The 24,952-nt window shown below is 44.9% G+C and carries 25 protein-coding genes, 2 pseudogenes and 1 riboswitch; of the genes and pseudogenes, 7 read left to right on the forward strand and 20 right to left on the reverse strand.

The window, feature by feature from the left end; translation table 11 throughout:
* Positions 1–62: 62 nt before the first annotated feature.
* Genes gerAA through gerAC form a run of 3 tightly spaced genes read left to right on the forward strand, consistent with a single transcriptional unit; the run spans position 63 to position 3,695 of the window.
* Positions 63–1,511, forward strand: a complete 1,449-nt coding sequence (gene gerAA / locus AC0OMA_RS16755; protein ID WP_015483677.1) for a spore germination receptor protein GerAA — start codon at positions 63–65, stop codon at positions 1,509–1,511.
* Complete coding sequence (gene gerAB, locus AC0OMA_RS16760; RefSeq protein ID WP_181217431.1) at positions 1,480–2,577, forward strand: spore germination receptor protein GerAB; 1,098 nt, start codon at positions 1,480–1,482, stop codon at positions 2,575–2,577. Before gerAA ends, gerAB begins: the two co-directional genes overlap by 32 nt.
* Positions 2,574–3,695: a spore germination receptor protein GerAC gene (gene gerAC, locus AC0OMA_RS16765; protein ID WP_015384607.1), complete on the forward strand. Its 1,122-nt coding sequence runs from the start codon at positions 2,574–2,576 to the stop codon at positions 3,693–3,695. Before gerAB ends, gerAC begins: the two co-directional genes overlap by 4 nt.
* 7 nt (positions 3,696–3,702) lie before the next feature.
* On the opposite strand, the gene liaR is transcribed toward gerAC, so the two are convergent.
* From liaR to AC0OMA_RS16820, 11 genes are all read right to left on the reverse strand, one after another.
* Positions 3,703–4,338, reverse strand: coding sequence for a two-component system response regulator LiaR (gene liaR, locus AC0OMA_RS16770; RefSeq protein ID WP_015384608.1), 636 nt, complete (start codon positions 4,336–4,338; stop codon positions 3,703–3,705).
* Positions 4,316–5,398, reverse strand: coding sequence for a two-component system sensor histidine kinase LiaS (gene liaS / locus AC0OMA_RS16775; RefSeq protein WP_003244464.1), 1,083 nt, complete (start codon positions 5,396–5,398; stop codon positions 4,316–4,318). Before liaS ends, liaR begins: the two co-directional genes overlap by 23 nt.
* Complete coding sequence (gene liaF, locus AC0OMA_RS16780) at positions 5,395–6,120, reverse strand: LiaRS two-component regulatory system accessory protein LiaF (RefSeq protein WP_015384609.1); 726 nt, start codon at positions 6,118–6,120, stop codon at positions 5,395–5,397. The genes liaS and liaF overlap by 4 nt, the downstream gene beginning before the upstream one ends.
* 33 nt (positions 6,121–6,153) lie before the next feature.
* Positions 6,154–7,026, reverse strand: a complete 873-nt coding sequence (liaG, locus tag AC0OMA_RS16785; RefSeq protein ID WP_015384610.1) for a LiaG family protein — start codon at positions 7,024–7,026, stop codon at positions 6,154–6,156.
* A gap of 100 nt (positions 7,027–7,126) precedes the next feature.
* A complete protein-coding gene (liaH, locus tag AC0OMA_RS16790) occupies positions 7,127–7,804 on the reverse strand; it encodes a stress responsive protein LiaH (protein ID WP_003228506.1) in 678 nt (225 codons plus the stop codon).
* Positions 7,805–7,830: 26 nt separating this feature from the next.
* Positions 7,831–8,211: a cell envelope stress-induced membrane anchor protein LiaI gene (gene liaI, locus AC0OMA_RS16795; protein ID WP_003243447.1), complete on the reverse strand. Its 381-nt coding sequence runs from the start codon at positions 8,209–8,211 to the stop codon at positions 7,831–7,833.
* 161 nt (positions 8,212–8,372) lie between these two features.
* Positions 8,373–9,641, reverse strand: a complete 1,269-nt coding sequence (locus AC0OMA_RS16800; protein WP_003244338.1) for an MFS transporter — start codon at positions 9,639–9,641, stop codon at positions 8,373–8,375.
* Positions 9,642–9,817: 176 nt separating this feature from the next.
* Positions 9,818–10,399, reverse strand: coding sequence for a cob(I)yrinic acid a,c-diamide adenosyltransferase (locus AC0OMA_RS16805; protein ID WP_017696410.1), 582 nt, complete (start codon positions 10,397–10,399; stop codon positions 9,818–9,820).
* 22 nt (positions 10,400–10,421) lie between these two features.
* Positions 10,422–11,750: an ABC transporter ATP-binding protein gene (locus tag AC0OMA_RS16810; protein ID WP_080467268.1), complete on the reverse strand. Its 1,329-nt coding sequence runs from the start codon at positions 11,748–11,750 to the stop codon at positions 10,422–10,424.
* Entirely contained in the window at positions 11,750–12,811 is a 1,062-nt protein-coding gene (locus AC0OMA_RS16815; RefSeq protein ID WP_474222273.1) for a FecCD family ABC transporter permease, read from the reverse strand. The genes AC0OMA_RS16810 and AC0OMA_RS16815 overlap by 1 nt, the downstream gene beginning before the upstream one ends.
* Positions 12,774–13,718 carry an ABC transporter substrate-binding protein gene (locus tag AC0OMA_RS16820; protein ID WP_327844793.1) on the reverse strand — a complete coding sequence of 315 codons (945 nt, stop codon included), beginning with the start codon at positions 13,716–13,718 and terminating at the stop codon, positions 12,774–12,776. Before AC0OMA_RS16820 ends, AC0OMA_RS16815 begins: the two co-directional genes overlap by 38 nt.
* Before the next feature lie 106 nt (positions 13,719–13,824).
* Positions 13,825–13,963: riboswitch (cobalamin riboswitch) on the reverse strand.
* 153 nt (positions 13,964–14,116) lie between these two features.
* Between AC0OMA_RS16820 and AC0OMA_RS16825 the strand changes: the two genes are divergently transcribed.
* Positions 14,117–14,908 (forward strand): SDR family NAD(P)-dependent oxidoreductase, encoded by a 792-nt coding sequence (locus AC0OMA_RS16825; RefSeq protein WP_015384617.1) that lies wholly within the window; start codon positions 14,117–14,119, stop codon positions 14,906–14,908.
* A gap of 36 nt (positions 14,909–14,944) precedes the next feature.
* Here the strand turns inward: AC0OMA_RS16825 and AC0OMA_RS16830 are convergent, their stop codons facing one another.
* The 5 genes from AC0OMA_RS16830 to sigO form a co-directional block, all read right to left on the reverse strand.
* The gene (locus tag AC0OMA_RS16830) at positions 14,945–15,823 is read right to left on the reverse strand and encodes an SMP-30/gluconolactonase/LRE family protein (RefSeq protein WP_014477954.1); all 879 of its coding nucleotides are present in this window, start codon (positions 15,821–15,823) and stop codon (positions 14,945–14,947) included.
* A 71-nt stretch (positions 15,824–15,894) separates the two neighbouring features.
* Positions 15,895–17,637: a two-component system sensor histidine kinase YvrG gene (gene yvrG, locus AC0OMA_RS16835; RefSeq protein ID WP_181220121.1), complete on the reverse strand. Its 1,743-nt coding sequence runs from the start codon at positions 17,635–17,637 to the stop codon at positions 15,895–15,897.
* Positions 17,634–18,347: a two-component system response regulator YvrH gene (gene yvrH, locus AC0OMA_RS16840; RefSeq protein ID WP_003243545.1), complete on the reverse strand. Its 714-nt coding sequence runs from the start codon at positions 18,345–18,347 to the stop codon at positions 17,634–17,636. Before yvrH ends, yvrG begins: the two co-directional genes overlap by 4 nt.
* A gap of 141 nt (positions 18,348–18,488) precedes the next feature.
* Positions 18,489–18,728 (reverse strand): sigma-O factor regulator RsoA, encoded by a 240-nt coding sequence (gene rsoA / locus AC0OMA_RS16845; protein WP_015384620.1) that lies wholly within the window; start codon positions 18,726–18,728, stop codon positions 18,489–18,491.
* Between the two features lie 3 nt (positions 18,729–18,731).
* Positions 18,732–19,262: an RNA polymerase sigma factor SigO gene (sigO, locus tag AC0OMA_RS16850; protein WP_181220122.1), complete on the reverse strand. Its 531-nt coding sequence runs from the start codon at positions 19,260–19,262 to the stop codon at positions 18,732–18,734.
* Positions 19,263–19,463: 201 nt separating this feature from the next.
* On the opposite strand from sigO, the gene AC0OMA_RS16855 reads away from it, so the two are divergent.
* From AC0OMA_RS16855 to rsiO, 3 genes are all read left to right on the forward strand, one after another.
* Positions 19,464–19,616, forward strand: coding sequence for a YvrJ family protein (locus tag AC0OMA_RS16855; RefSeq protein ID WP_003244090.1), 153 nt, complete (start codon positions 19,464–19,466; stop codon positions 19,614–19,616).
* A 120-nt stretch (positions 19,617–19,736) separates the two neighbouring features.
* A complete protein-coding gene (gene oxdC, locus AC0OMA_RS16860; RefSeq protein WP_015384622.1) occupies positions 19,737–20,894 on the forward strand; it encodes an oxalate decarboxylase in 1,158 nt (385 codons plus the stop codon).
* 60 nt (positions 20,895–20,954) lie between these two features.
* Entirely contained in the window at positions 20,955–21,365 is a 411-nt protein-coding gene (rsiO, locus tag AC0OMA_RS16865; protein ID WP_063334645.1) for an acid stress-sensitive anti sigma factor RsiO, read from the forward strand.
* A gap of 33 nt (positions 21,366–21,398) precedes the next feature.
* Here rsiO and AC0OMA_RS16870 read toward each other — a convergent pair.
* The 4 genes and pseudogenes from AC0OMA_RS16870 to AC0OMA_RS16885 all read right to left on the reverse strand — a co-directional run.
* A pseudogene (locus AC0OMA_RS16870) lies at positions 21,399–22,232 on the reverse strand (ABC transporter permease); the annotation flags it as partial.
* A gap of 32 nt (positions 22,233–22,264) precedes the next feature.
* Positions 22,265–22,795: pseudogene (locus tag AC0OMA_RS16875) on the reverse strand (ABC transporter ATP-binding protein); the annotation flags it as partial.
* Complete coding sequence (locus AC0OMA_RS16880) at positions 22,779–23,972, reverse strand: efflux RND transporter periplasmic adaptor subunit (protein WP_474222274.1); 1,194 nt, start codon at positions 23,970–23,972, stop codon at positions 22,779–22,781. The gene AC0OMA_RS16880 and the pseudogene AC0OMA_RS16875, both read right to left, overlap by 17 nt.
* A gap of 170 nt (positions 23,973–24,142) precedes the next feature.
* Entirely contained in the window at positions 24,143–24,952 is an 810-nt protein-coding gene (locus AC0OMA_RS16885; RefSeq protein ID WP_003243882.1) for an ABC transporter ATP-binding protein, read from the reverse strand.

Below are 24,952 nucleotides of genomic sequence, written 5' to 3' on the forward strand. Positions count from 1 at the left end.
ATATCATTTTTTTAACAGGAAAAGATAACCTCTACTAAGGTTTTGGATAAGAGGTGACCTCATTGGAACAAACAGAGTTTAAGGAATATATACACGATAATTTAGCATTGGTGCTGCCAAAATTAAAAGAAAACGATGATCTGGTGAAAAACAAAAAAATGCTTGCGAACGGACTGGTTTTTTACTATCTCTATTTCAGTGAACTGACTGATGAGAATAAGGTGTCAGAAGCCATTAAAACTTTGATTAAAGATGAGGAGACCTTAACGCTTGACCAGGTCAAAAAACGCCTTGACCAGCTTGACGCAAGACCTATTGAAACCGCAAAAAAAACGATTGAATCGATTCTCAACGGCAATTGTGCTGTGTTTATCAACGGATTGGATAAAGCCTATATTCTGACCACAGGAAAGAAAAAAACAAGAAGCCTGACAGAGCCGACAACTGAAAAAGTGGTACGCGGCCCAAAAGTTGCGTTTGTAGAGGATATTGATACAAATCTCGCTCTGATCAGACAAAGAACCTCTCATCCCAAATTGATCACCAAAAAAATCATGATCGGCGAAAACAAGCTGAAGCCTGCAGCCATTATGTACATTGAAGGCAAAGCAAAAAAGTCCGTCATAAAAGAAGTGAAGGCGCGGCTTAAAAATATCCAGCTGGAAGATATCCAGGACAGCGGAACGCTCGAGGAGCTCATTGAAGATAATAAATATTCACCATTTCCGCAGATTCAAAATACGGAAAGACCTGACAAAGTATCTTCAGCCCTGTTTAACGGCCGTGTGGCAATTTTGGTCGACAGTTCACCATTTGTGCTGCTGGTGCCGGTTTCTCTCGGCATCCTGATGCAGTCCCCGGATGACTACTATGAACGCTGGATTTCAGCATCTCTTATCCGGTCGCTGCGCTTTGCTTCTATCTTTATCACCTTGTTTTTGTCATCGATTTATATTGCACTTGTTTCCTTCCATCAAGGGCTGCTGCCAACCGCGCTCGCCGTCACGATTTCGGCAAACAGGGAAAACGTGCCGTTCCCTCCGATATTTGAAGCCCTGCTGATGGAAGTAACCATCGAGCTGCTGAGGGAAGCCGGGCTGCGTCTCCCCAATCCGCTCGGACAGACGATCGGTCTCGTCGGGGGCGTAGTCATCGGACAGGCGGCTGTAGAAGCGAATCTCGTCAGTTCGATTATGGTCATTGTCGTCAGTGTCATTGCCCTGGCATCCTTTACCGTTCCTCAATACGGAATGGGTCTATCTTTCCGGGTGCTGCGTTTTATTTCGATGTTTTCCGCCGCTATTCTAGGGCTGTATGGGATTATTTTATTTATGCTTGTCGTATATACGCACTTAACGAGACAAACGAGCTTTGGGTCTCCGTATTTTTCGCCGAATGGATTCTTCAGCCTGAAAAATACGAGTGACTCCATTATCCGTCTCCCCATTAAAAACAAACCAAAAGAGGCGAATAATCCAAATGAGCCAAAAACAGACTCCACTGAAACTTAATACCTTTCAAGGTATTTCTATTGTTGCAAATACAATGCTTGGGGCCGGACTTTTAACATTGCCGCGAGCGCTGACCACTAAGGCTAATACGCCTGACGGCTGGATCACGCTGATATTAGAAGGTTTCATTTTTATTTTCTTCATTTATTTAAACACGCTCATTCAGAAAAAACATCAATACCCTTCACTCTTTGAGTATTTGCAGGAAGGGCTTGGGAAATGGATCGGCAGCATCATTGGCCTTTTGATCTGCGGCTATTTCCTCGGCGTAGCCAGCTTCGAGACCCGGGCAATGGCTGAAATGGTGAAGTTTTTCCTGCTGGAGAGAACCCCAATTCAAGTCATTATTTTAACGTTTATTTGCTGCGGTATTTATTTAATAGTTGGAGGTTTAAGTGATGTGTCGCGGCTGTTTCCCTTTTATTTAACGGTAACCATTATTATTTTGCTGGTTGTATTCGGAATCAGTTTTAAAATTTTTGATATCAATAATTTGCGTCCTGTTTTAGGCCAAGGCCTTGGCCCCATTGCAAACTCCCTTACTGTCGTTTCCATCTCTTTTTTAGGAATGGAAGTAATGCTGTTTCTCCCTGAACATATGAAGAAAAAGAAATACACGTTCAGATATGCGTCTCTAGGATTTTTGATTCCGATTATCTTATATATCCTGACGTATATTATCGTTGTCGGAGCTTTGACCGCTCCCGAGGTGAAAACGCTGATTTGGCCGACTATTTCTCTCTTTCAGTCCTTTGAGCTTAAAGGCATATTCATTGAACGGTTTGAATCGTTTTTACTGGTGGTCTGGATCATCCAGTTTTTCACCACATTTGTCATTTACGGATACTTTGCCGCTAACGGGCTAAAGAAGACATTCGGATTATCGACTAAAACAAGCATGGTGATTATCGGCATAACGGTCTTTTATTTTTCTCTCTGGCCGGATGACGCCAATCAAGTCATGATGTATAGCGATTATCTTGGCTATATTTTTGTCTCCCTGTTTCTGCTTCCCTTCATTCTCTTTTTCATTGTAGCTCTCAAGAGGAGGATTACAGCAAAATGAAAATCCGGATTTTATGTATGTTTATATGCACCCTATTGCTGTCCGGATGCTGGGACAGTGAGAATATCGAGGAATTAAGCTTAGTGATCGGAGTAGGGCTAGACAAGCCTGACGATGACAATTTAGAGCTGACACAGCAAATTCTCGTGCCGAAAAAAATCAGCTCCAAGGAGGGCACTTCTTCTGACCCGACACAGCTTTCTATCACAAAGGGTGAAACTGTCCATCAAATGATGAGAACATCTGCATTAAAGCATAACCCTACGTTTTCACAGCATTTGCGTCTCATTCTGCTTTCCAAGAGCGTGATTGCGGATGAGATTGGAATGGATGCGATCATTAACCAGTTTGTCAGAGACAACGGAACAAGGAGGAGTTCGTACGTCTTTATCACCGACGGCCGAACTAAGGATATATTTAAAAAGAATGATGAAGGCGAGCCCGCATCCAATGTGATTTATGATCTGACAGAGAATAATAAGGTTACGATCAGAATGATGGAGCCTGTTACATTGGGGGAGATTTCAGAACACTTAACCTCTGACGATTCATTCCTCATCCCTCATGTCGGTGAGGAAAACGGTAAGCTCGCAATAAACGGAGCCACTATTATAAAAAATAAATTATGGCACCGGGATCTCACCCCGATTGAGGTTCAAAATATCAACTTATTTTCAGGCACTGTCGAGGGAGGCGTCATTGACTTGAAGCGCGATGGCCATCTCTTTTCTTATGAAGTATATTCGAGCAATCGGAAGATCAAGACGGCCTATAAGGACGGAAAGTTCAAATTCACTGTCACCCGCAATATTGAAGGGCGTCTATCTGAAGACTGGAATCCCAATGAAGATTCGTTTAAGGATTCATATATCAAAAATATTGAAAAGACAGTTGAAAAACGGGTACACGATACAGTAACAGCATTTATTACAGGGAAACTCCAGAAAGAGATCAAAGCGGACGTCACCGGGCTGGGAAACGAGGTCAGAATTCATTATCCTCAAAAGTGGAAAAAGATTTCAAGAAAATGGGATGATGATTATTTCAGCAATGCGGAAATAGACTACCGGGTCAATGTGATTGTCAGAGACTTCGGAACGAAAGGCGCAAACAAATAGCAGCCGCCTAATTTACGAGATGATTTCGGTGTGCGTACACCGCCGCCTGCGTCCGGTCACTGACATCCAGCTTTGATAAAATATTGGTAATATGTGTTTTGACTGTTTTAATCGTAATAAACAGTTCCTCGCCTATTTCTTTGTTTGTCTTTCCTTCTGCGATCAGGCAGAGTATTTCGAGCTCCCGTTTCGTAAGTGATTCATGCGGGAGCGCGTTTTCACCTGAGTGGCGCAGCCTGGATAATACTTTTCCCGCCACTTTTGACTCCAGCTTCGGCTCTCCCTTGCTTGCGGCGCGGATGGCATCGGCGATTTCTGCCGCTTTTGAGGTTTTCAACAGATAGCTGAGCGCGCCAGCTTCAATAACCGGGTACACTTTGTCATCATCAATGAAGCTAGTGAGCACAATAATTTTCGGGTCGGAAAGCTCCCGGCAAATTTGCTTTGTAGCTTCAATGCCATCCATTCCCTCCATGACAAGGTCCATTAAAATGACATCAGGCGACAGTTCCGCAGCAAGCCGAACACCTTCGCTGCCGTCCGATGCTTCGCCGATGACTTCAATATCGGGCTGCGCCTCCAAAAAAGCCGCGAGCCCCATTCTGACCATTTCATGATCATCAATCAATAATACTCGAATCACGTTCGTTCTCTCCTTTTTCTTCCGGGAAAATCGGGACCTTCACTTCGATTTGGGTGCCTTTTCCTTCTACTGAAATCACTTCGGCGACCCCGCCGATTTCACTTGCACGTTCTTTCATAGAATTCAAGCCGTATGAGGATGCTTTTACCTGGTCCATTTTAAAGCCTTTTCCATTATCAATCACCTTCAGACGGAGCTGGCTGTTCTTTATGCCCAGAATCACGGTTACTTTTGACGCTTTTGAATGTCTAAATACGTTTGAAAGAGCCTCCTGCACGATTCTGAACAAATGGTCTTCAACACCCTTGGATATCGCTGTGTCCTGTATATCCCACTCAATATCAATCGGCTGCTTTTTTCGGAACTCGTCCAAAAGCTCCGTAAGACCCTCCTTCAGCCCTTTTCCTTCAAGGGTAACAGGCCGTAAATGGAGCAGCAACGCCCTCATCTCATTTTGGGCTTCGCCTGCCATATGCTCGACCATCCTGATCCGCTTGACTGTTTTGTCATCAGCATCCTTGACATGTTCCAGCACGGCTGATGTCATCATCGATATTGCAAAGAGCTGCTGGCTGACCGCATCATGAAGATCTCTGGCTAATCGCTGGCGTTCTTCTGAGATAACCGACTTCTTCATTTGCGCCTGCCATTCCGCACGTTCATTGGAAAGTTTCTGCAGGGATGCGACTTGAAGCTCCACGCGCTTCGCCATTTCGTTCAGCTGATCGGCGGCCAGGCCGATTTCATCATCACCGAGCGGCGGTATCCGATAAGCGAAATTGCCGTTTTCAAAGGTTAAAATGGATTCAATTAATGTATCAATCCTTGTCTTCAACCGATTGCCGTACATATACCCTGAGGCGAAACCGACGGTCACGCTGATCAGCAGCAAAATCAGGATAAATGGAATTCCGAACCAGCTCGATGACAGCAAAACAAGCGGATCGAGCCGATAGTAAAACATCATAAAGGAAATCAGGCAGACAAAAAGGAGCAGGCTGATTCCCGTTGTCATGCGGATGGCGCGCCATTGAAGGCTGGCAAGCATTTTTTTTCTCATACGTACTTCACATCCACATCACCGATAAATAAGGAAACGGACACTTTGACCCGGCGCTTTGACTCGCTGAAATCGGTTGACGCGGCATATACCTTCGTGCTTAATCCGCTTTTCTTCGAGCCGATCAGATTGATGTCTCCTATAAAAACAGCCGAGCTGACAGCCACTTCAAGGTCCGATGGTACATAAATATCAACGTTTCCAATGACTCCGCTAATGACGATTGTACTTTCTCCCTCAGGAATCATCGCTTTAGACAAATCGATTTTGATATCACCGATAAAACCAGAGACATTTAAATCATTCAGGTCAAACGGCTGCTTCATCATTTGCAGCTCTCCGATAAAAAAGCTGCGCATGTCGGGATGTTTTACATCTTTTGGCGGCTCATGATGTTCTTTTTTATTGAGAGTGACCTGTTTCTCATTCGGTTCAAATATCGGCTTCCCTTTGATAAGCCTGTAGCCGGCGTAAATCAGAAATGCGGCAAACGCATAGCCGAATAAATTAAAGGTGATGCTGAAGAGATTTTTCAAAAATAGAAACGCGGCAAAGATATACATGACGGAGCCAAGCCAATCACGGGAATATTTTTTAAGGAAATAGCCGGCAATCAGAAAAAAGAGCGGCCAAAACAGCAGATCGCCTATTCCGATAATTTGCAAAAACATACTGATGCCGAATAAAGCAATGATCAATCCGAGAAGCTGTTTTTTTGTCATTCCTGGTGTCCGCCTCCTTTCTTCTGCCTGGTGCTACCGTATCGCTAGATCCCCGCTGTCCGTTTTGATGTCGATTGGATGCCGGCCGCTTCCTTGCGTGCCTGTGATGTGATGCTGTTCTTTATGTGCTTTATCAGCAAATGAATACGGCGAACTGACGTCACCGCTTGCTGATAAAGCACTGACTGCAAAGCTGCCGTTTTGGGGAAGGCTTAAATTAGCATCACCGCTTGTCAGCGTGACAGATACGGGACCGGTTACCTTTTTCAATACAGCATTAAAATCTCCTGAAGTCATTTTCACATCAAGAGAGCCTGATACATGAACCAGATTTGCGTCCCCTGAAGCTAAATCAATGCCGGTTGTTTTGGAGACGGTATTTGAAATGGAAACATCCCCCGATGATGCCTTCACTTTCAGGTCTTGAAGGCGAACGTCCGTCACGCTCGTATTTCCGCTCGCGGATACTGCGTTCAGCCCGGAAAGCGCAAGATGGTCATTCCCGGCCACAGACACGTCGCCGCTTGAGGTTCGTACTGCCAGATCACCTTTATAATCATACGGAAGCCTGACGATAAGAGTTGAACGGTTAAACCCATTCAAAAATTGAAATTCTTTTTCCTTTACGGTCAGCTCCAGTTTTCTTTTGTTTTCAGTAACAAATAACTTTCCTGAGTCTCCTGAAATGCCTGCCGATATGTCACTTCGTTCTTCCGCTATAATCCGGACATCCTTGCTATCCGACTCAATGACCATGCTGTCAATGTCCCGCGGCGATGCGCTGGCTGAATCGGCTTCTGTGCCATTTATGAAACCTAGGCCTGCAGCAAACACATCTTTTACGACAACGGCGAAAAAAACCAGAATACCGGCAGTGATCAACAGTTTGCCAAGCATTTTTTTCATTCGGTTTCATCCTTCTCATTCATTCTATTATAAAGGAAAAGCTTGCGAATTGATACGTGCGGAAGGGAAGGACTTGACCGCAAATCCTTCCCCGTTCCGCTTATTCATTTGCCGCTTGTGTCTGGTCTGATTTTTGCAGTGAAAGTGTCCGCATTTTTTCAATCTCCGCTTCCACATCGTCTGCGAATTCTTTACGTGTAAGTTCTGTGCCGGCTTCCGCTGACTTTGAATAATTCGCGCGGATTTCCATTTCTTCAATACGATTTTCAATACGTAAAAATTCACGATACGCGCTTTCACTGTCAATTTTGTCAAATGTCGTATTCATATGCTCTTTAGCTTTCGCCGCATTTGCCCGCGCAATCAGCGCCTGTTTTTTATCCTTTACGTCCTGAAGCTTTGTTTCAAGTGCAGCCAGCTGCTCTTTCAGATCAGCCAGCTGACTGTTTGCCTGTTCATAGGAAGCTTTATGCTCAGCCGCCTTCCCTTCTAAATACTTCATTTCAGTCAGCGCCTTTTTCGCCAGTTCTTCTTCACCCGCGTCAAATGCGAGCTGTGCCTGATTTTTCCGTTTGCCAGCCACTTCAGCGGCTTCTTCATATTTTTTCTTAAATTGATAGGCAATCGTGTGCTGTTTCACAATTGTTTGCTTTGCTTTTGCGATGTCGCTTTCCATATCGCGTACATATTGATTCAGCATCACCTTTGGATTCTCCATTTTATCAAGTCCTTCATGAACTGACGCAACAAACATGTCTCTGATTCTTTTTAATACCATACCTAATTCCTCCTAATATATTGATATTATTTTTTCTTCAAAAATTCTTCCCATTCGTCATCAAAGTGAGATTGGTAGGCAGCAGAAGCCGGTTCAGGATCAAAAGATGATACACCGTTATCAGCTGATCCGTTTTTCATCAGCTTCCAGCCGTAATACACCATAGCGGCTGCCAATGCGATTCCGACGACAAACGGAAGTGAGCAGATGAGCATAATGGCTCCGATACCGCCCACGATGATTCCCGTGATGGTTTTTCCCGCGGCAAACCTTTTGATTCCTGCGTATGTCATTAAGCTCCCGATGGCGAGCGGGATGATAAAGCCGAAGCTTCCTCCTCCAAAAAAGACAGAGATCCCAAATACAATTAATAAGAATCCGCCTATTGTTTTCTTGTTTATCTTCATGCAGATCCTCCTTTCGTTTTCCTTGTCTTCATCTTATACAAGTTGGAAGATATGAAAAACGAATCAGAGATTGATTTTTATATAAGACCGGAGTCGTATCTGGCACCGGACCCATCGGCACAAAAAAACGCCATGCACGAGACATGGCGTTTCAAAACCCTTTATAGATGAACACTTGCTTCCCTTTCTTTAATCAGGTCGGACCTTTCTGCTTTGGCCAGTTTTGTAAACAGCAAGATTCCGATACCCGCAATAATTTCTACAATCCCGCCGACAGCGATCACTTTACCTGAGCCGAAAGCATTAGCGGCATACCCGCAAATGACAGCTCCGGCAGGAATCGAAATATTTGAGATCATATGTATAACGGCGTAAACCTGCGGCTGATCCTCACTATCCACAGACGTCTGGATAATCGTGTACTCAGGAACATTAACAGCACTGACTGCGGCGCCAAAGGTAAAAGCAGCGAAAAAGACGAGCGGCAAAAAGGTATTCATCCCGGTAATAAAGAAAGCAAATCCTTCAATAATGCCGGCAGTGACGAATAACAAGCCGTACCTGTTTACCTTGACTTTCGCCAGCACAAACCCTAATAAAAACGCGCCCGCGGCGGTGGTGGCCTTTAAAAGCGAGTATACGATCGGCTGGCCGTTTAAATCTTCCGCAACGTATACGGCAGAGAGCGCTTCCCATGGGGCAGCCGCGAAATTCATAAAGATACAGTAAATGGCGAGCGGATATAAAATCTGGTGTTTTCTGACGAGCCTAAAGCCGCGTTTCAGTCTTCCGATATATGTTCCTCTCTGTGTAACAACCGCAGACTCTGATTGAGATTCAACCGCAGTGTACTTAATAAAAAGAACGAGAAAACCTGACACCAAATAGAGCACAAGTGCGATAAGCATGGTATAAGAAGGACTGATAAATGTAAGAAAAGCGCCGCATAATGTGACAGCCCCAAGCCGGACAATTTGAGCGGAGGATTGCAGCACAGCGTTTGCTTTTTGAATGCCCTGTTCATTGACGATTTGAGGAATCAAAGCGATAGAGGCGGGATTGTAGGCAGCTCCAGTGGCTGAATGCACAATCATAAGCGTCATGACAAACCACAGCGGAGAGAAGCCCGCAAAATGACATAGAGGGATAATCAAAACAATCGCCGCCCTTGTCAGATCTGAAAAGTACATCCAAAATTTCAGCGTGGTCTGTTTCATAAAAGGCCCCGTCACAGGCGCCAGAACGGCTTCCGGCAAAAAAGTGACCGCAATCAATAAAGCAGTGCCGATCGCACCTTTGCCGTCATAAATTAAAAACCATAATATTGAATTAAATGCGAACATATCGCCGGATATCTTGACTATTCTTGAGAAAAACAGATAATTGAAATTTCTCTTCCAGATGCTATCACTTTCAATTAAATTCACCATCCATCAGAGCCCCCCACTGCCTATTTTTTACATCTATTTATTACAATATCTCATTTTTCCATTTTTCAGTCAATAATTCATAAGGTTCATTTTTTGTCGTAAAATGGGAAATTGACAGAGTGAAAAACAAAAAAGCCGGCATATATTTGAACACGCCGGCTTTCGGTTTTCACTTTTTATGATTCGCTGCTGTTTCGGTCCCGAAACACAATGGCACTTCTTTCATATTCTACATCGCCAATACCGCTTCTTGCATTCACAACCCGGGCGGCGGCAAAGAAATAATCGGACAGACGATTGAGATAACGCAGCACTGTTTCATGAATCTCCTCCGATTTCATCAGCGCCACCACTCTTCGTTCTGCCCTCCTTGTAATGGTGCGGGCGATATGGAGAAGCGAAGCACCCTTTGATCCGCCTGGAAGAATAAATTTCTTCAGTTCCGGCGCTTCTGCTGTATAGGCATCAATGCGCGTTTCTAAAAAAGAAACAGATTCTTCCGTTAGTTTATAGTCTTTTCTTTCTGTGACGATTGCCAGATCGCCTCCGCAGTCAAACAGCTCATGCTGGATGGTCAGCAGCTCGGCTGTCAGATCTTCAAAGCCGGGCTGCCCGGAAAGCTCTGCCAAAGCAAGCCCGATAAAGCTGTTAAGCTCGTCAATCGTGCCGTAGCTTTCGACGCGTAGGCTGTCCTTGTCCGTTCTGCCCCCGACTAAGCCCGTTTGTCCCTTATCGCCTGTTTTTGTATATAGTTTCATACCCTGAATCTCCTTTACAGACTTATTCAAACAACTCAGCAGCCTCTTTTACACATTCAGCTGTCCCTTTCTTTATCAATTGATTCAGCCGCTGTTCTATGTTTTCGGATTGCTGAGTTTGAGTCGCGGCGATGAGAATATCACCTGTGCCTCTTCCGTCTCCCAGCACTTTCGTCCGTTCTGCTTCGGCAGCCATAAGAGCCTTGATGAAGAATTGATCTGCCGCATAGCCGTTAATCAAAATCCAAATCGAAAAGCCGGTCTGAACGCATATGAAAACGGATAACTCTCCGTCTTCATATGTTCGATACACGAAACGGTCAAGTCTTTCTGGAGAAGCCATCGCACACGTCTCCTGCAGTTGAAAACCGCTTTCTGAAAGACAGGCCGTAAGTCCTTCTATCGGATCTGGCTGATCTGGCAGCCGTTTATGGATCAGCGTCCTGCTCCACGAAAACCCTGCACCGATAGGCGTCGAGGACAATGTTCGAAGCGGGATTTCCGTTTGCAGAAGAATGTCATCACGCCCCGCTTGGAGCAATGCTTCAAATGGGATAGACTGCCGCTTCACGCTATCTTTTTCAGGCTGAATCACAATCATCGGTTTAGGTGAGCTTTGATGAACCAAGGCGGTGACATCTGTATCGTACACCGCCTTTATGCTTTGTTCTGTGACAGCATATTCCGGTTTTTGCTTAGGCCCGGCTGTACCGTTTTTCATAAACATGAGCTCATCACAGTACAGGCTTGCGGTGTTCAGATCATGAAAAACACTGACAGCTGCCAATCCGCTTTCTCTCGTCAGGCGTTTGATCAGATCCAGCAGGTCTTTTTGAAAAGCCAGATCGAGAAAATTAGTCGGCTCGTCCAAAAATAAAATACGCGGCTGCTGCGCCAAAGCTTGTGCCAAATACACCCGCTGCTGTTCCCCTCCGCTTAGTTCGCGAATCGGCCTTTGCGCAAAATTGGCCACTCCTGTTTGCTCCATTGCTTCCTGTACAATGGCTTCATCCTTTTCAGTCTGCTGTCTGAACAGCCCCGTTTGGAATGGATATCTGCCAAAGGCTACAGTTTCTTCGACGGTAAAGGTGAAGGCTTGATCCGTTTTTTGCGGCAGGACGGCCATGATTTGCGCCAGTTCCTTCGGTTTATAGTCCGCCAGCAGTTTTCCGGCCAGATAAACGCTGCCTTCCTTGGCCGGCAGCGTACCTGTCAGCAAGTGCAAAAGCGTGGTTTTTCCGCTTCCATTAGGGCCGAGAATTCCGAGAAATTCTCCCTTCTCCACTGTTAAGCTGACATTGTTAATTAGGCGGCTGTCGCCGTATCCTCCCGACAGCCCTTCTGCCTTCATCATAAGTTTCTCCCCCCGCGGTGCTGCCGAATTAAAATAAGAGCGAACACAGGCGCTCCCGCCAAGGACGTAATGATCCCGATCGGCAGTTCAATCGGCTCAATGATGGTTCTGGAAAGCAGATCGGCTAAAACGAGAAACCCTGCCCCAAGCAAGGCGGACAGCGGCAGTAAATGCCGATGGTCCGTTCCCCACAAAAGCCTTGTGATATGCGGAATCACAAGGCCGACAAAGCCAATCGTACCCGATACTGCCACAGCGCTCCCCGTCAAAAGAGATCCGGCTATTAGAATCATCATCTTCCTCTGCTGAACGCTGACTCCAAGAAGCTTTGCTTTATCTTCTCCATATGTCATCACGTTCAGTTCCCTTCCATTTATAATCAATAAAATGATTCCCAAAAGAAAAAACGGGAGAAACAAAATAACATAGCTCCAGCCCCTCATTGAGACGCTGCCAAGCAGCCAATGCACAATCGGAAGCAGGTTGTCTCCTGTCAAGGCGATGATAAGAGAAATAAATGCGCCCAAAAAAGAGTTAGTGATGACACCGGTCAAAATGAGGGTGGAAACAGACATTGAAGCATGAACGAGGCGGCTGAAGAAAAGGACTGCCGCCATCGTGGCAAGTGCCGCGGCTACACTCACAACCGGGAGTGTAAACCCTCCGATGACAGGAAGGTGCAGACCTAAGAACAGAGTTACAACAGCTCCGACTGAAGCACCGGATGACACACCTAGCGTATAGGGATCAGCAAGTGGATTTTTCAATAATCCTTGAAAAGCGGCCCCTGCAATAGAAAGAGCCGCCCCCACAAGGGCGGCCAGCACAACTCTCGGCAGTCTGATATTCATCATAATATTAGTGTACATCGGATCATCAGAACCGATAGAGCCGCCGAAACCTTGATGCCTAAAGACACGAAAAACAGCGGGAATAGGAATATGCAGGCTGCCGCAAGAAATTCCTAAGATGATGCTCACGGCTAAAAATGAGAAACCAATGATATATGCGGCATAACGATTATTCCTTAAACGTATCCGGGTAAATGCTTTCCGCAAGTTCTTCGACCCCTTCGATCAGACGGGGACCGGAACGTGTCACAAGATCAGGGTCCACATCATATACATGATGATGTTTCACAGCATTGATTTCGCTCCAGCCATCGCGTTTTTCCACAGCTTTCGCTTTCACACCGTCCGTTGTAACAATTGCATCAGGATTGAGTTTTACGATCGCCTCATCTGTCATTTGCACCCATCCTGTCTGATCCGCAGCTGCGTTTTTAGCATGGATGACATTCAGCATTTCATTCATAAACGTATCTTTTCCGGTTGTATAAATGTCAGGATCAGGAGAAACCTCGATAAATACGCTTTTCTCCTCGTCTTTTGAAATGGTTTTCGCTTTTTCTTGAATATCCTTTAGATCTGATTTCATGCTTTTCACGAGCTGATCGGCTTTTTTCTCCGCCCCGGCAGCTTCTCCGATCATTTCGATTGATTTGTACACCCCGGAGAATGATTGTGCATCATTGACAGTCAGCACTGTAATGCCCGCGTCCTTCAGCTGTTTGATGGCATCCGCTGATGCTGACATGGAAGACTCATGGGCCAGAACGAGATCTGGTTTTAAAGAAATGACTTTTTCAACGTTTACATTCATATCTCCGACTTTCTCAACCTTTTTGACTTCCTTTGGATAGGTATCGTTTGTGGTGACACCGACCACTTTGTCACCAAGGCCGAGTGCGTATGTAATTTCTGTGTTGCTCGGCATTAATGAAACAATCTTTTTTGGCTCTTTTTTGATGGTTACATCTTGGTTTGACGCGTCATCAATGGTGACAGGGAACGCTTCTGTTTTTTGTTTTGCCTTTGAATCCTTCTGATCCGCAGGATTGCCGCAGCCTGCCAGCATAACAGCAGCCAACAGGAGCGCAGTCCATATCCCGGCTCGTTTTTTCATAAACCTTTCCTCCTAAACGAATTAAAAAAAGCATCTCTACGACGGTAAAGATGCTGTAAACAACACAAAAAAGCCTATTGTTTACACATCATCTGTCCTCGCAGACTTCGTGCTGATCAAACAGGCAGGTATCCTGGCTCTTGGCGCTTGGCCAATTACAGTGGCGGGACCGCACCGGCTTTTACCGGTTTCCCTATTAAGCCGGCTGTTGTTCACGTACCGGCACCTATTTGACATTCGTATCCTTTTTTCGGAGTAATTATACTATATGACTGACAGGCTTGTATATGCGTCCTGAATGACTTTTCCCCGTATTATGTATGGGAGCAAAATCCTCGTAAACACTAAATTTGATCTTGTATACTTAATACCATCATCTATCAAAAGGAATGATTCTTATGGATTTACAGCTAAAAGACAAACTCGTCTTAATCACCGGCTCGACGTCCGGTATCGGGAAAGCCGCCGCAAAAAGCTTTCTGCAAGAGGGTGCGGCAGTCATTGTCAACGGACGCAAACAGGAGACTGTCGATCGTACGATTGAAGAGCTTTCTGGCTATGGAACAGTGCACGGTGCTGCTGCCGATTTGTCAAAAACAGATGAAGCAGCGGCTTTTATCGAAAAAGTAAATGAAATCGGTGATATCGATATCCTTGTCAACAACCTTGGTTTCTTCGAGGTAAAAGACTTCGCCGATGTGACAGATGAAGAGTGGAATCAATATTTCGAAGTGAACGTGATGAGCGCTGTTCGGACAAGCCGTCACTTCCTTCCAAAAATGCTTGCCAAAAACAGCGGCCGTATTTTAAATATTGCAAGTGAAGCAGGCGTCAAACCGCTCCCAACGATGATTCCATACTCAATGACAAAAACGGCACTGATCAGCCTTTCAAGAGGAATGGCTGAAATGACAAAAGGCACAAATGTGACGGTCAACTCAGTGCTCCCGGGACCTACTTGGACAGAGGGCGTGGCATCCTATATGGAAGGTGCCGCACAAGCAGCCGGGCAGGATACAGATACATTTATCAAAGACTATTTCAAGGTCAACGAGCCAACCTCTCTTATTCAGAGATACGCGACAGCAGAAGAAGTCGCCAACACAATCGTATTCCTCGCGTCTGACGCCGCATCCGCCATTAATGGCACTGCACAGCGTGTGGAAGGCGGCATTATCCGTTCTCTATAACATGCAAAAACGCATCCGTCTATCGGATGCGTTTTTTTATACGTCTCCAGCAAATGGTACCGTCTGATATCCGCCTGTTTCCAGTTGTGCTGAAAACAACCCTCCAGCGTGAGGCTGCTCGTATCTCTCTTTTTCTGTCATTTGTTCTGTTGCCGTTGTAATGTAAAGAGTTTTTAAGTCTCTGCCGCCGAACGCGCAGCACGTGACATATTTAGCCGGCACGCTGATTGAATTGATTTCTTTTTTCTGAAACGGGTCAATGTGAACAACGCGGCTGCCGCCAAACAGCGCCACCCACAGCATGCCATTTTGGTCAATTGTCATGCCGTCCGGCAATCCGTCTGACTGATCAAAACGATAGACAGGTTCTGGATTCGAAACATCTCCGCTTTGAGGATCATAGCTGTAACGCACAATCTCCTGCGTCGGCGTGTCGATGTAATACATCAAATTCCGCTCGCGGTCCCAATCCAAACCGTTTGAGGTGGAGACTTGATCCTTGATTTTGACAAGACTGCCGTCTAGATTCAAACGGTACAGCGACGCCTGTTTTTGCTCGCCTTCCATGCTCGTCGTCCCCGCCCAAAGCCTTCCGTACGGGTCACATTTAGCATCATTAAATCTCAGGCTCTCATGCATGTCCTTCGGCTGTTTAATTTTTTCCAAGCTGTCATCCCGAAGATGATACAGGTAAAACCCGTCCTTCATCGTCATAATCAGTTCATCCTTTGAATATTTCGCAAGCGCCGTCACAAAGGATTTGAATTTGATCGATCGGTTGATTTTTTCTTCAGGGTCAAAGATGTGGAGCTCGCTCCCCAGGATATCAACCCAATATAAGCGGCCGTTTTCTTCATCCCATAACGGGCCTTCTCCAATCACTGCCCGAGTGTCTGCTTCCAATACTGCATCCATGTGTTACACCTCTTTAGCTTCAGTCTATATATTGTTATTCCCGGCAAAGAGGTGTCCAAACCACTTGATGTTTATTGTTTTTTAAAAAGGATGGTAATGACTGTTCCAATGTTCATTCTGCTGTTCACATGTATCGTTCCGTTATGCAGATGAACAAGCTCCTTGGCAATCGCGAGCCCGAGACCCGTTCCGGCAGTTGAATCTTTTGTGTTCGTCCCTCTGTAGTAACGGTTAAACAAATGGGTGATCGTTTCTTCATCCATTCCTTTCCCATTGTCCTTCACCTTTAAAGAAATATGATTTTTTGTTTGCTCCAGAATGACTTGAATCTCTGTTCCTTTGCCGTTGTGCTTCACGGCATTCCCAAGGAGGTTTTCTAATATGCGCCTGAACCACGCTTCATCAAGGGCAAATTCAATATGCTCTTCTTTGGATACAAACGAGATATCATAGCCTTCAGAAAACGGATTTTTCTTAAAGTCCTCAATGACATTTTTAAAAAACGGGATAAGGCTAGTGAGCTTTCTCTCAATAGGAAGAGCATCATTTTTCAGCCGATACGTTAAATTTAAATCTTCAATCAGCTTGGACATGTATTCAGATTTTTCTCTGACAACCTGCCCCATTTCTTTCACTTCTTCCGGCGACCAGTCATACTGCTTCGACTCGAGCATCATGCTGTAGCCGTAAATGCTGCTGAGCGGTGTTTTTAAGTCATGTGACAAACCGGCAATCCATTCTTCCCTTGTCGCCTGGATTTTTTCTCTGTTTCTTTTATCCCTTCTCAGCGTTTCAGTCAGCTGATCCATTGATTCAAATATCTCACCGAAGAAGCGGTACGGCTGTTTGATTTTTCCCTTTTTATTTTTGCTGACAGGACGGCCTTCCCGGTTTCTGGGCTCCTCAAGCTTCCCTTTTGACAGATTGACCAGCCATCTAATCGTGTGAAAAATCGGCAGCCCGAATCGGAACATATACCAAACGGTCATCCAAATGATATACATGAACAAAACGGCCATCACGAGAAACATCGCTTTTAATACAACCTTCAGGAATGATTTGTTAAACTCCTGATCGGTTACATAGACTGGGTTCGGCACCGTAGCGACCATCCATCTGTCTTTATTGAGGATCTTAACGGAAATTTCCCGCTTATAATTCCAAGGTTTAGAGCTGTATTTAAGCAGCTCCAGCTGGTTCATCGTTTTTCTTTCGCTTTTTGTGCTGTTGATGCTGTCGAGAATGTTTCCATTGCTGTCTAACAGGTAAATGGCGCCTTTTTTCCGTTTAATATAGTCGATGGTACTGGACTTATAGTGCGCTAGTGAGTCTATCTTTTGTTCGCGCTTTTCAACGGAAGTCAGGAGCTGTTCACTTTTTGATTTCCAGCCGGACAATAGAAGATACGACTTATCTTCAATATTGATGGCCCAATAATTCAGTTTATAGTTATGAAGCTTTTTGGTTTTATAAATAGACAAAAGCTCTTTCTTGGTATAGGTGCCCGGCACGTCTTTTGGCACGCCGTAGGAATAATCAGTGTTTCCTTCCGAATCAATGATTTGCATCCAGCCGTGCTGTTTATCAACAGATTTCTTCAGGAAATTATCCACTTCCCATGTCCCGTCTTCGTTTACATCGAGATACGCCTCAAGTGTGTCGGTCGTTGCCTTCGTCAGCCCTGAATTGGATTCCGCATCGCTAAAACGAGCGTCTAAATAGAAAAACGACGCAACAAGCATAACCGTAAGCAGCAGGATCACAATCAGCATCTGGCCGAAAAAGTGAAACAAAAACTTCCATCTTAACCTCATGACCGCTTGCCTTCAGGATTTGGGATAAAACGATAGCCGAGACCTCGAACGGTTACAATATACTCCGGATTGCTCGGATCGCGCTCAATCTTCTCCCTAAGCTTGCGAATATGAACCATGACGGTGTTGTTGTCACCGTAGGAAGGATAGCCCCATACTTTTTCATATATTTGATCTTTGGAAAGCACCACGTTAGGGTGTTCACAAAAATACTGCAAAAGCTGCAGAAGCTGGGCTGAACAGGCAACGGCTTCCCCGCCTACGATCAGCTCGGCATTTTGCGGAGAAAAAGTAAAATAATCATATGTGTAGGTTTGATTTGAACTCGTTTCTTTCGATTGATATGTACGCTTGAGATGCGCTCTGATCCGCGCCGCTAATTCCAGCGGATTAAATGGTTTTGTGATATAGTCATCAGCTCCAACCGCAAAGCCCGATAATTTGTCCGCGTCGGATGATCTTGCCGTCAGGAAAAAAATCGGAGCGTCTGAATACTCTCTGATCAATGTGCAGGCTTCAAAACCGGACATTCCGCCCATCATGACATCCAGCACAATCAAGTCAACCTTATTGGCCTTCACAACGGGAATCGCTTCTTCTGCGCTTGCCGCATCCAGTATATTTCGATAACCTTCTTTTTCGAGAACGCGTTTGATCATGTCCACAATCGCTTTCTCATCGTCTACGATTAAAATTGACGCATTTTCCACTTTTATGTTCCTTTCTGTCACTGTTTTTTTCATCTTATCATTATATCGTTTATTTATGGTACATTTTTGAATACATTGGAGCTTGGCAAATCAAAACAGCAAAAAAGGAGCAAACACGCGCTCCCTTTCATATGAAAAATATTATGAGTTCTCATCTACCATGTACAAAATAAACTCCCAAAACCCCGGTACATCCTGACACAAAAGCATATCAGCCTTTTCAAACATTTTGATCTTCAGCTCTTGCTCTAAATCTTCTCTTTCTTGATAGGACGTATTGCTGAGTTTTTTTCTGATCATCGGTGAAAAGCATGCAATCAGGTGCTCAATGTCATAAGTCTCGTCTTTTTGTCTCTTTTTTTGTTCAAACTGGCCGTCCACAGCTTACTTTTCCCCCTTTGTTTGCGCCGCTAGCTGCTTTCTGATATTCTCTAGCCCCTTTTTATGAATGTTGGAGATGTTTTGTCGGGACTCCCCTAATGAATCTGCAATCTCCTGCATCGTGGCACCGTGAAGATACACTTTCGTCAGCACACTTTTTTGTTTGTCAGTCAGATTCTGAATCGCTTGGTAGAGCTGATAATCCTGAACATGCTGGCTCAAATCATCCTGCCTGTCTAAAAATTCTTCAAATGCATCGCTTCCTGTTTCGGAAGGAAGCCGATCTCCTGCCTCCGGATGATCAACCGTCAGCGGATACCGTTTTTGATTTTTGCGAACCCGCTTATCAAAATCAATAGAAAAGATGCGAATCATTGAATTCATATACTTGACGATGCGGATTTCTTTATAAAACTGCTTAAATAGCTCGTCCAATGATTTTGCATCTTTTTCGTTAGGGCTTTCCATTACGTTTTTGAACAAACGGTAATGCTGAGGATTGCTCAAAAAATGCTTCACGATGGGATGCTTCATTATCTCCTTACATTTTGACCGTAAAAGACTTTGATAGTCCATCAAACCGCCTCCCTACTAAATTAAATGAAGGAAAGCAAAAAAAAGTAAACTACTACTTTCCGACTAGTGTTTTGCAAAATACTTTGCAGCAGTTTACGTTTTATCGGATTTCCTTCACTTACATACATGACTGCAGAAAAAGAAGGGAGGTATTTTCCAATGGATCAGGTTTTTATAGAGGAAGTCGTAAAACAGATCGGCAATTTGGGGTTTCCCGCGCTGATTGCAATGTATCTGCTGACCCGATTCGAAAAGAAGTTTGATCAACTAATAGAACTAATGACAGAACTGAAAGATCATGCAAAAAAATAATTTTTCAATCGAAGTTGACTTTTCACTGGTTTTTTTCACTTAACAAAACAGAAGGGAAAACGAAAGGCCTTTCACCTTCTCTTTCTGCTATCACATTTAAATGTAAGGAGGAAACATTTCATGAAAAAACAAAATGACATTCCGCAGCCAATTAGAGGAGACAAAGGAGCAACGGTAAAAATCCCGCGCAATATTGAAAGAGACCGGCAAAACCCTGATATGCTCGTTCCGCCTGAAACCGATCATGGCACCGTCAGCAATATGAAGTTTTCGTTCTCTGATACTCATAACCGATTAGAAAAAGGCGGATATGCCCGTGAAGTGACAGTACGTGAATTGCCGATTTCAGAAAACCTTGCATCCGTAAATATGCGGCTGAAGCCAGGCGCGATTCGCGAGCTTCACTGGCATAAAGAAGCAGAATGGGCTTACATGATTTACGGAAGTGCAAGAGTCACAATTGTAGATGAAAAAGGGCGCAGCTTTATTGACGATGTAGGTGAAGGAGACCTTTGGTACTTCCCGTCAGGCCTTCCGCACTCCATCCAAGCGCTGGATGAGGGAGCTGAGTTCCTGCTCGTGTTTGACGATGGATCATTCTCTGAAAACAGCACGTTCCAGCTGACAGATTGGCTTGCCCACACTCCAAAAGAAGTCATTGCTGCGAACTTTGGCGTGACAAAAGAAGAGATTGCGAATTTGCCAGGCAAAGAAAAATATATATTTGAAAACCAACTTCCTGGCAGTTTAAAAGATGATATTGTGGAAGGGCCGAACGGCGAAGTGCCTTATCCATTTACTTACCGCCTTCTTGAACAAGAGCCGATCGAATCTGAGGGAGGAAAAGTATACATTGCAGATTCGACAAACTTCAAAGTGTCTAAAACCATCGCATCAGCGCTCGTAACAGTAGAACCCGGCGCCATGAGAGAACTGCACTGGCATCCGAATACCCACGAATGGCAATACTACATCTCCGGTAAAGCTAGAATGACCGTTTTTGCATCTGACGGCCATGCCAGAACGTTTAATTACCAAGCCGGTGATGTCGGGTATGTACCATTTGCAATGGGTCATTACGTTGAAAATATCGGGGATGAACCGCTTGTCTTTTTAGAAATCTTCAAAGACGACCATTATGCTGATGTATCTTTAAACCAATGGCTTGCCATGCTTCCTGAAAAATTTGTTCAAGCGCACCTTGACTTGGGCAAAGACTTTACTGATGTGCTTTCAAAAGAAAAGCACCCAGTAGTGAAAAAGAAATGCAGTAAATAAAAGACTTGCGGCTTGCAGAGAGCACTCGTTCTCTGCAAGCCTTCATAAGGAGCTGAACCAGTGAAACATCAAAACCCTTCTAAACGCTTATTGCGGCTCTCCATAAAGTACTTGCTGGCCGCAGCAGCAGTGGTGTTGACCTATTTTGCTGTCATCTATATATTGTTTTCTTTAGCGGGAACGAGCTACCGCTCAGCAGCTCATGTCCTGCTTTTTGCCGTGGTATTCCTTGTTCTCGGATTATGCTTTGAACCATTTGAAAGGCTGATGATACATAGCTTTACATTTTTCAAGACAGGAAAACGTCTATTCATTCTCCTTGCCGGCATTGTACAGCTGCTGTTTTTGTGGATGACTGCTCATACAACAGACCAATTGATCAGCGACATCTGGCTGTCCACCACAGAAGAAATGATTGTTGCAGCCGCTTTTTTGATTTTAGACAAATGCAACTCGGCTCTTCCCAGCTAAAAAAAGAACGCATTCCAATTGGATGCGTTCTTTTTATTCATAGCGAAGCGCGTCTACAGGCTGAAGCTTCGATGCCTTGATGGACGGAAGCAAGCCGAAGATAATGCCGACTGCCATTGAAAAGATGAGTGCTCCGACAACAGCTGGAATAGAGACGATAAAAGGCATCGGAAAAATGACCGTCAGCAGCTTGGCGATGCCGAAGCCCGCCAGCACACCGAGTATTCCGCCAATGCTTGTCAGCACGACAGCCTCAGTTAAAAATTGAAATAAAATCACACGCCGCTTAGCACCGAGCGCTTTCTTAATTCCGATTTCCCTCGTGCGCTCCGTTACGGAAACGAGCATAATGTTCATGACGCCGATACCGCCCACCAAAAGTGAAATACTGGCGATTCCGCCAAGCAGCAATGCAAATGACTGATTAAAGGACTCCACTTCCTGCGCGATCTCCTGAAGATCCATTACACTGTACTCTGCTTTTTCCAGCTCAGCTTCTGACAGTCCCTGATTTAAAAGATCTGCAGCCATTACACCCGCTTCTTGGATATGCTCAGAAGAATCAGCCTGCACGGCAATCTGCGTTGGCGCGTCAAACCCTTCAATAAGCGGCCACACTTTTTTCGGCACGTACAAAACCGGGTTCGCATAGTCGCCTTCAAACATGCTTTCCTGTTGATTTTTTTCTTTAAAAACACCGACGACCTTAAACGGCACACCATTCATCTCAATGTTTTTATGCAGAGCTTCTCCGTCTGGAAACAGTTCATCTCTGACAGCTTCATTGATCATCACTACTTGGTGTGTGCTGTTTAAATCGTTTTCCGTCAGCTTTCTCCCTTCGGTTATTCGGATTGGAAACATGTCGGGCGGCGCGGACGCATACGACACCTGAGGGCCGTTGATTTGGTATCAAGCGCCCCGGTCGGTTCATCAGCTAAAATAAACCTCGGCTGATTGACAAGGGCCCTCGCTATCGCCACCCGCTGCTTTTGGCCGCCGGACAGCTTAGGCGGTTTGTAGGAGACCCTGTCTTTTAATCCGACCTTTTCCAGCGCTTCATATGCCCGTTGCCTTCTCTCTTTTTTCTTCACTTTATTGTAGATCATCGGCAGCTCGACATTTTGCAGCGCGGTGAGACGCGGCAGCAAATGGAAAGTTTGAAACACAAACCCGATTGATTCATTGCGAATTTCGGCTAAAGCTCCGTCTTTCCCTTTCAATATATCGATCTGGTCAAGCGTATAGGTTCCTGAGGTTGGCCTGTCCAAACAGCCGATAATATTCATTAACGTTGACTTTCCAGAACCGGAAGGCCCCATAATAGCTAAAAACTCCCCCGCCTGAACAGTCAGATTGATATGTTTCAAGATTGGAACTTCTTCTTTTCCCAGCTTGTATGACTTCGAAATATTATTCAGTGTCAGCATTGACTGTAACCTGCTTTCCTTCCTTGACCGCGGGATCAGGATAGATCACATAATCTTCCGGCGTCAGGCCGCTCTTAATTTCCATCATGTCATTTTCATCAGTCTCACCGATTTCAACAGGCTGCTTAACCGCTTTCTGATTCTCATCAGCTTTCCACACGTACGGTTCGCCGTCATCCTGAATGACCATGTCGGACGGCAGCTTGATCGTATCCGCATCAGCATTATCACTCATCACTTCGATGTTGACATGATAGCCGACTTCAAGACCTTTATGGCTGTCTAATAAAATGGTGAAAGGATAGTTAGAGGACTGGGGATTCATTTCTTCATCAGCAAAGCTTTCTGATTCTTCACCCTCGCCTGCTCCCGCTGGAAGCTTGCCGATCGAGGTGACCTTTCCTTTCCACTCGCCCTCACCGCCTGTTTTCAGCGTGACCCTGACTTTGCTGCCTTTTTTGATCGTGTCCATTAACAGCTCATTGATTTGGCTTTTGACCAGATATTTGCCCGTCGAAACAATCTGGATATACGAGCCCGTTGCCTGGTCACCTGTTGCACCGTCAGCGATATCCTGATTGACGCTTTGAACGATTCCGTCATGCTTGCTTGTAATAACATTGGAACCTTTGTTTTTCGTCAGGCCAGCCAGTTCTTTTTGATGCTGCTTCAGTTCAAGCTGGCTTGTTTTCAAATCGAAATGGGCCTGATCAAGTTCATCTTGAAGCTGGGTTTTCTCTTCTTTTCCTGCCGCTTTCAGCTTCTTTTCCGTTTCCGTTATTGATTTTTGCAAACGGTTGATTTGCAGATTTGTCATTTCAATTTGCAAATTGGCTTGCTCCACTTCATCAGAATGATCCTCGCCCTCATACTCAAAAAGCTTATCGCCCTTTTTAACCTGATCGCCTTCTTTGACGTATGTTTTTTTAATGCTGCCTTTTTCTGAATCTATGTATACTTTCTGCTGTTTCTCAGGTTCAACCTTTCCAGAAAACGTTTGGCCTGATTCTGAATCTCCTCCCATGTATACCGCTACCGATTCAGCATAGGGCTCCGATGATACGGCAACTTGGTTCATGTGAGTAAAAAAGTAAAAACCGCCAGCGCCGATCCCAGCCAATATAAGCACACCGGCACATATCGCACCGCCAATAAGCCATTTTTTCTTCTTGGACACAACGATCTCCTCTTTCTGTAAACTATGTAATATTTTCGAAACATTCTAACCAATATTATCTATTAATTCAAAAAGACTTGCAATCTTTTTATTGAAATGACGGAATCAAATAGAAAAATTGTATTTTCAAAGCCGAATAAAAAAAATCCCGGCTTCAAACCGGGATTTTTTCATACAGTAACTAGCTCTTTTTCATTTTTAATCAAGTCATATGTCAAGCATACAGGTTTATTTGTACGGGGATCAGTCACAATTTCGGCATCAATCTGAAATACCTGCTTCAAAATGTCCGGTGTCATGACCTCCAGTGCAGTTCCTTCCTTGATGACCGTGCCTTTTTTGAGCGCGATCATATAATGAGAAAAACGAGCTGCATGGTTAAGATCATGAATGACCATTAAAATCGTCCGTCCTTGCTCTTTGTTGAGTCTGTCAAGCAGCTGCAGAATTTCAAGCTGATGTGCAAGATCAAGATACGTTGTAGGTTCATCCAGCAGAAGCAGTTCCGTCCCTTGCGCAAGCGCCATGGCAATCCACACGCGTTGACGCTGTCCGCCTGACAATGCCTCAATCGGCCGTTCAGCATATTCAGCCATGCCTGTTTCTTCAAGCGCCCATTTGATAATCCGGCGGTCTTCGTCATTTAATCTGCCGAATCCTGATTGATGCGGAAACCTGCCGTACGACACCAATTCGTGCACTGTTAGGCCGCTCGGCGCTTCAGGTGTCTGTGGAAGAATCGCCATATCTTTTGCAATGTCCTTTGTAGACATTTTATGAATCGCTTTGCCGTTTAAATAGACGGCACCTGCATGTGAACGCATAATTCTGGACATTGTTTTTAAAATCGTTGATTTCCCGCAGCCGTTCGGGCCAATTAAGGTGGTAATTTTCCCTTTAGGAATCGATATATTTAAATCCTCTACAATCACCCTGTCGCCATAACCGATTCCAAGCTGTTCCGTTGATAATGAATTCAT

Source organism: Bacillus sp. AMCV2 (assembly GCF_056033925.1).

Excerpts from the sequence above, each read along its gene's own strand:
- gerAB (WP_181217431.1), top strand. The coding sequence starts at position 1,480 with ATGAGCCAAAAACAGACTCCACTGAAACTTAATACCTTTCAAGGTATT.
- gerAC (WP_015384607.1), top strand. The coding sequence starts at position 2,574 with ATGAAAATCCGGATTTTATGTATGTTTATATGCACCCTATTGCTGTCC.
- liaS (WP_003244464.1), bottom strand. The coding sequence starts at position 5,398 with ATGAGAAAAAAAATGCTTGCCAGCCTTCAATGGCGCGCCATCCGCATG.
- liaF (WP_015384609.1), bottom strand. The coding sequence starts at position 6,120 with ATGACAAAAAAACAGCTTCTCGGATTGATCATTGCTTTATTCGGCATC.
- liaG (WP_015384610.1), bottom strand. The coding sequence starts at position 7,026 with ATGAAAAAAATGCTTGGCAAACTGTTGATCACTGCCGGTATTCTGGTT.
- liaH (WP_003228506.1), bottom strand. The coding sequence starts at position 7,804 with ATGGTATTAAAAAGAATCAGAGACATGTTTGTTGCGTCAGTTCATGAA.
- liaI (WP_003243447.1), bottom strand. The coding sequence starts at position 8,211 with ATGAAGATAAACAAGAAAACAATAGGCGGATTCTTATTAATTGTATTT.
- AC0OMA_RS16800 (WP_003244338.1), bottom strand. The coding sequence starts at position 9,641 with ATGGTGAATTTAATTGAAAGTGATAGCATCTGGAAGAGAAATTTCAAT.
- AC0OMA_RS16805 (WP_017696410.1), bottom strand. The coding sequence starts at position 10,399 with ATGAAACTATATACAAAAACAGGCGATAAGGGACAAACGGGCTTAGTC.
- AC0OMA_RS16810 (WP_080467268.1), bottom strand. The coding sequence starts at position 11,750 with ATGAAGGCAGAAGGGCTGTCGGGAGGATACGGCGACAGCCGCCTAATT.
- AC0OMA_RS16820 (WP_327844793.1), bottom strand. The coding sequence starts at position 13,718 with ATGAAAAAACGAGCCGGGATATGGACTGCGCTCCTGTTGGCTGCTGTT.
- AC0OMA_RS16825 (WP_015384617.1), top strand. The coding sequence starts at position 14,117 with ATGGATTTACAGCTAAAAGACAAACTCGTCTTAATCACCGGCTCGACG.
- AC0OMA_RS16830 (WP_014477954.1), bottom strand. The coding sequence starts at position 15,823 with ATGGATGCAGTATTGGAAGCAGACACTCGGGCAGTGATTGGAGAAGGC.
- yvrG (WP_181220121.1), bottom strand. The coding sequence starts at position 17,637 with ATGAGGTTAAGATGGAAGTTTTTGTTTCACTTTTTCGGCCAGATGCTG.
- sigO (WP_181220122.1), bottom strand. The coding sequence starts at position 19,262 with ATGAAGCATCCCATCGTGAAGCATTTTTTGAGCAATCCTCAGCATTAC.
- AC0OMA_RS16855 (WP_003244090.1), top strand. The coding sequence starts at position 19,464 with ATGGATCAGGTTTTTATAGAGGAAGTCGTAAAACAGATCGGCAATTTG.
- oxdC (WP_015384622.1), top strand. The coding sequence starts at position 19,737 with ATGAAAAAACAAAATGACATTCCGCAGCCAATTAGAGGAGACAAAGGA.
- AC0OMA_RS16885 (WP_003243882.1), bottom strand. The coding sequence starts at position 24,952 with ATGAATTCATTATCAACGGAACAGCTTGGAATCGGTTATGGCGACAGG.